The organism is Desulfobulbaceae bacterium, from assembly GCA_015231515.1.
GTDB lineage: Bacteria > Desulfobacterota > Desulfobulbia > Desulfobulbales > VMSU01 > JADGBM01.
Genome location: JADGBM010000168.1, coordinates 1 through 4,849, shown reverse-complemented (window position 1 = coordinate 4,849; position 4,849 = coordinate 1). Strand labels below are relative to the sequence as shown.

The window sequence follows — 4,849 nt, the reverse complement described above, 5'->3', positions numbered from 1 at the left end:
GATTTCAACCTGAAACCTGAGGAGCTGGTTGCGTTTCTTGATGAATATATAATTAGGCAGCGTAAGGCTAAAGACGTTTTAGCTACCAAAATATGCACTCATTTTAATAAAATTCGTTTTTCAGCAAGGCCATATTCAAAGACGGCAATGATAAAATTGACGGAATCATAGGCACAATTTTCGATGTAAGCGAAATCGAAAATGCCCATGCCAAACTCAATGAAAAATCGAACGCCTTAAAACATGCCAACATGTCGTTGCGTATTTTGATCAAACAGTTGAGTGATGCTCAGACTGAAGAACGTAAAGGAAATATGCCTAACCTTAAAGAACTGGTTATGCCAAACAGCGACCAGCTCGAAGGCATCCTTGATAGCCCCACAGAACGGGCCTACCTGGAAAATATCATGCTCAACCTTAACCGAGTGACATCACCTTTTGCCAAGGAGCTTTCGCAGTTAAAATGCGGACTCAGCCCCAAAGAAATTCAGGTAGCCGATCTTATTCGAATTGGACTTTCCAATAAAGAATCTGCTATTCAAATGAATGTAACGAAGAGCACTGTTGAATTTCACCGGGATAACCTTCGCAAGAAACTCGGTCTCAAGCATAAGAAAAAGAACCTTCGTGCCTATCTTATGGCTATGGAAGCAAGGCATCAGAAAAAACAATAACCCTGGAGAGACTATGAAACCAATAAATATCCTCTTGTACGTCTGTGTTTTCACGCTGCTCACCACATCATGTGTTACCAACAAGGCTCAAACTGGGACTGCTGGGGGTGCTGCCGGAGGTGCAATAGTGGGGCAGGCCATTGGTCGAGATACCGAATCAACCCTTATCGGTGCTGCTGTAGGCGCCTTACTTGGTTACATGGTGGGGAACGAAATGGACAAAAACGATCGGGCCATGATGAATCAAGCCTACGAATCAAGCCCATCATTTAAGACTACTCAGTGGGTCAATCCGGATACCGGCAACACGTACAGCGTCACGCCAAAACCTGCCTACCAACAACCTAAAACAGGCTCTAATTGCCGTGAGGCTGAAATTTTAACCACCATTGGCGGCAAGGCAGAAAAGGCTGTAACAACAGCGTGTCGCATTGACGGGCGCTGGGTTATTCAGTAGCTACTGTAGCTGTTCCATATCCATGAACCAATTTACAATTCGGCGAGCCCTTGAGCATTTTTTACTGGAAGATCTTGGCAATGGAGATGTGACCAGCGAGGCTATCTTCAGTGCCAAGCAGACTGCTACAGCTGTATTTATTGCCAAAGAATCGTTACTCACGGCTGGGATTGCATCCTTTGCCTGCGATGTCTTCAAACTTGTAAACCCTGCTATTACCCTAGAACCGGTCCCTGACGGTCGGAAAGTTTCGAAAGGTGATACAATTCTTACTGCCAACGGGCCGGTTTTAGATCTACTCAAAGCCGAACGAGTAGCCTTAAACCTGACCCAGCGACTTTGCGGTATCGCCACCCTAACCTCCGAGTTTGTTGAACAGGTTGCCTTACTTCCGGTAAAAATCGTCGATACACGAAAGACAACACCAGGCCTGCGACTCTTTGAGAAATATGCGGTTCGGGTTGGAGGCGGATACAACCACCGCTTCAACTTAAGCGACGGGATACTTATCAAAGACAATCATATTGCCGCGGCAGGTTCAATCACCAAGGCGATAAATCGAGTTCGTAACAATGCTCCGCACACTATACGTATTGAAGTTGAGGCTGAAACCGTTGCTCAGGTTGAAGAGTGCCTTGAATGCACTGTTGATGCGATACTTCTCGACAATATGGACTGCGAAACCATGCGCAAGGCGGTTTCAATCAACAAAGGAAGGGTTCTGCTGGAGGCATCAGGTGGCATGAATCTCGAAAATGTACGAAAGGTTGCTGAGACTGGCGTCAACCTGATTTCAGTTGGCGCTTTGACCCACTCAGCCACGGCCTGTGATATCAGCATGAGAATGGTGTGAGAAGTTGATGCCTATATGCTGGTTCAAAAGATGAACGTCCAACATTGAACATTCAACACCGAATTTTGAACTTGAAAATCCGCATACTATCAAGTTAGCAGTCATAGTCTGATTGAACCTATACCATTCTCGCCACACCCCACAACCAAACTGCTATTACCCCTGCTTTGAATAATACCCAACAATATGTTCGACAAGATTTTCAATTGTATACGAGTCTAGTGGCTGAACGTCTACCTGAACACCTCTATCAGTAATAACATTTCCGGTGATAGGGCCAATCGAGGCGATATCAACCCCGCCGAGCAGTTCTCGTAACTCCATATCATCTTTCGGGTTCAGCATAAACATGAAATTAGTGAATGTCGATGAACTGGTGTAGGTGACCATATCAACACTATGATCAAGAAAATACTGGCGAAGCTCTTCCTCATGACCCAGAGGACGGACATTCTGGTAGACTGGGGCGATATCGACATGACCTCCCGCCTCACGCAAGGTGTCAGGCAAGACCTCACTGGCCTTTAAGGCCCTGGGCAACAAAAACCGTTTGCCGCCCTCACCTAGTTTAATCAATGCCTCAGCAAGTCCCTTACCGGTATATTCACTGTCAGGCAGAAGATCGGCGCGAAGCCCATATTTTTGCAGCTCGTTACTCGTTGCACTGCCAACCGCCGCAATTTTTATCCCGTGTAAAGCCCTGGAATCGAGCCCTTGAGAGATAAGCCGCCCAAAGAAATATTGAATAGCATTTAAACTTGTAAATAACAGCCAGTCGTAGCTGTCGATTGAACCAAAAGCGGTATCAAGAGCATCCCAGGACGGGGGGGGAGCCAGGGAGATGGTTGCAAACTCGATACAGTCAGCACCGAGTTCTTCAAGTGAGGCAACCAGTTCGCTGGCCTGTTCGCGGGTACGAGTAACCATTATCCGCTTGCCCAGTAACGGCTTATGCTCAAACCAGTTCATTTTCTCCCGCAAGCTGACAACTTCGCCGACAACAATAACAGCCGGTGGCAAGATTCCAGCCTTTTCAACCACCTCTTTTATAGTTTCCAGGGTACCAGTCACCGTCCGATGCTCAGGGGTAGACGCCCAGCGAATTACGGCAACTGGAGTTTTTGGATCACGCCCAAAATGCACGAGCCTATCAACAATATTGGGCAGATTTTTTATGCCCATGTAAAAAACTATGGTACCGATACCAGTGGCAATTTTCTCCCAGTCGATATTACTATCTTTTTTATCCGGAGCTTCATGCCCGGTCACAAAGGCAACAGTGGCTGTATAATCCCGGTGGGTAATAGGGATCCCGGCATAGGTTGCCGCAGCCGTTGCAGCAGTCACCCCCGGCACAATTTCAAAGGGTATTCCCGCCTTGTAAATCTCCTCAATCTCTTCACCGCCACGACCAAAGATAAACGGATCTCCACCTTTAAGACGGACAATTCTCTTCCCTTCTTTAGCCTTATCAACAAGTATCTGGTTAATCTCTTCCTGAGTCTGGGCGTGAATGCCACCACCCTTTTTGCCCACATAGATAAACTCAGCATCGGCAGGAACATGTTTTAAGAATTTTTTATTAGCAAGATAGTCATAAACAACAACCTCAGCCTTTTCTAAAAGTGCTTTACCCTTTACGGTAATCAAGCCTGGATCACCAGGACCTGCGCCCACCAGATACACCTTTCCGGTCTTACTCTTTTTCTCTTTCATTCTCAAATATCCAAGTTACAAACAATCAGTAGTTAGGCAATTTCTGATTGATACACTTCTTCCAAAATGGCGCGACCGCCAAGATCAAGAATTTCTTCAGCGAGCGCACGCCCAATGGCTACAGCTTGGTCAGCTGCACCCGTTGAGGTTTTCTTAATAATCTCTTTACCGTCAATCGAAGCTACAAGGCCAGTCAAGGTAATTTCATCGCCATTCACCTGACAGAAACCAGCTATTGGCACCTGACAGCCACCTTCAAGCCTCAACAAGAATGCGCGTTCGGCAGTCACAGCAACAGTAGTGTCCCTATGATCCAGAAACATAAGGCCTTCAAGAAGCTCTTTATCGGCAGTACGAAGCTCAATACCAACAGCGCCCTGGCCGACCGCGGGAAGCATCTCTGTTGGCTCAAAATAACTGCTTGCCCGATCAAGCTTTAATCGGTTCAAGCCGGCGGCAGCCAGAATAATGGCATCATACTGACCTTCATCAAGTTTTTTAAGACGGGTATCAAGGTTGCCGCGCAGATCTTCGATAACTAAATCAGGCCGCATAACCGCCAGCTGAGACCGTCGTCTCAAACTGCTGGTACCAACCTTTGCACCCTGGGGCAGTTCCGCCAATGTTTTATAGTTATTGGATATAAAGGCATCACGTGGATCCTGACGCTTAGTGATAATACCGATATGAAGCCCTTCTGGCAGTTCAGCCGGAACATCTTTCATAGAATGAACCGCAATATCGGCATCATGGTTCAACATGGCGTCTTCAAGCTCTTTAACAAAGAGTCCCTTACCTCCGACCTTGGCAAGCGGCACATCAAGTATTTTGTCTCCTTTAGTTAAAAGCTTTACGAGGTCCACTTTAACATCAGTATGGTACGCTTCTATTTCAGCTTTAATTCCAGTACTTTGGGCAAGTGCCAAAAGGCTCTTTCGGGTGCCAATTTTGATGTGCTTCTGCATAATGACTTCCTTAAGTTAGTTATATGGTTATTATGATTGATAAATTATTTGATTGGCCGTAAATATTCGGTTTGCCCTGAAAGGGCCAGAACATACCAGCCCAGGGCAACGCCCTGGGGACTGGAATAGTACAGACAGCCCTGAAAGGGCGTGACATCTAAGCTGACCCTGCCGGTTTTAAGCC

At 46.5% G+C, this 4,849-nt stretch carries 5 protein-coding genes; 3 read left to right on the top strand and 2 right to left on the bottom strand.

Annotated features, from left to right (window positions below):
• Nucleotides 1-251: 251 nt before the first annotated feature.
• The 3 genes from HQK80_15495 to nadC are packed head-to-tail and all read left to right on the top strand — an operon-like array spanning nt 252 to nt 1,984.
• Complete coding sequence (locus HQK80_15495; protein ID MBF0223597.1) at nt 252-674, top strand: hypothetical protein; 423 nt, start codon at nt 252-254, stop codon at nt 672-674.
• Between the two features lie 13 nt (nt 675-687).
• A complete protein-coding gene (locus HQK80_15490; GenBank protein ID MBF0223596.1) occupies nt 688-1,131 on the top strand; it encodes a glycine zipper 2TM domain-containing protein in 444 nt (147 codons plus the stop codon).
• 22 nt (nt 1,132-1,153) lie between these two features.
• Entirely contained in the window at nt 1,154-1,984 is an 831-nt protein-coding gene (nadC, locus tag HQK80_15485; GenBank protein ID MBF0223595.1) for a carboxylating nicotinate-nucleotide diphosphorylase, read from the top strand.
• A gap of 156 nt (nt 1,985-2,140) precedes the next feature.
• On the opposite strand, the gene cobA is transcribed toward nadC, so the two are convergent.
• Both cobA and hemC read right to left on the bottom strand, forming a co-directional pair.
• The gene (gene cobA, locus HQK80_15480; GenBank protein MBF0223594.1) at nt 2,141-3,700 is read right to left on the bottom strand and encodes a uroporphyrinogen-III C-methyltransferase; all 1,560 of its coding nucleotides are present in this window, start codon (nt 3,698-3,700) and stop codon (nt 2,141-2,143) included.
• 32 nt (nt 3,701-3,732) lie between these two features.
• On the bottom strand, nt 3,733-4,668 hold the full coding sequence (gene hemC / locus HQK80_15475; protein MBF0223593.1) for a hydroxymethylbilane synthase: 936 nt from the start codon (nt 4,666-4,668) through the stop codon (nt 3,733-3,735).
• Between the last annotated feature and the right edge of the window lie 181 nt (nt 4,669-4,849).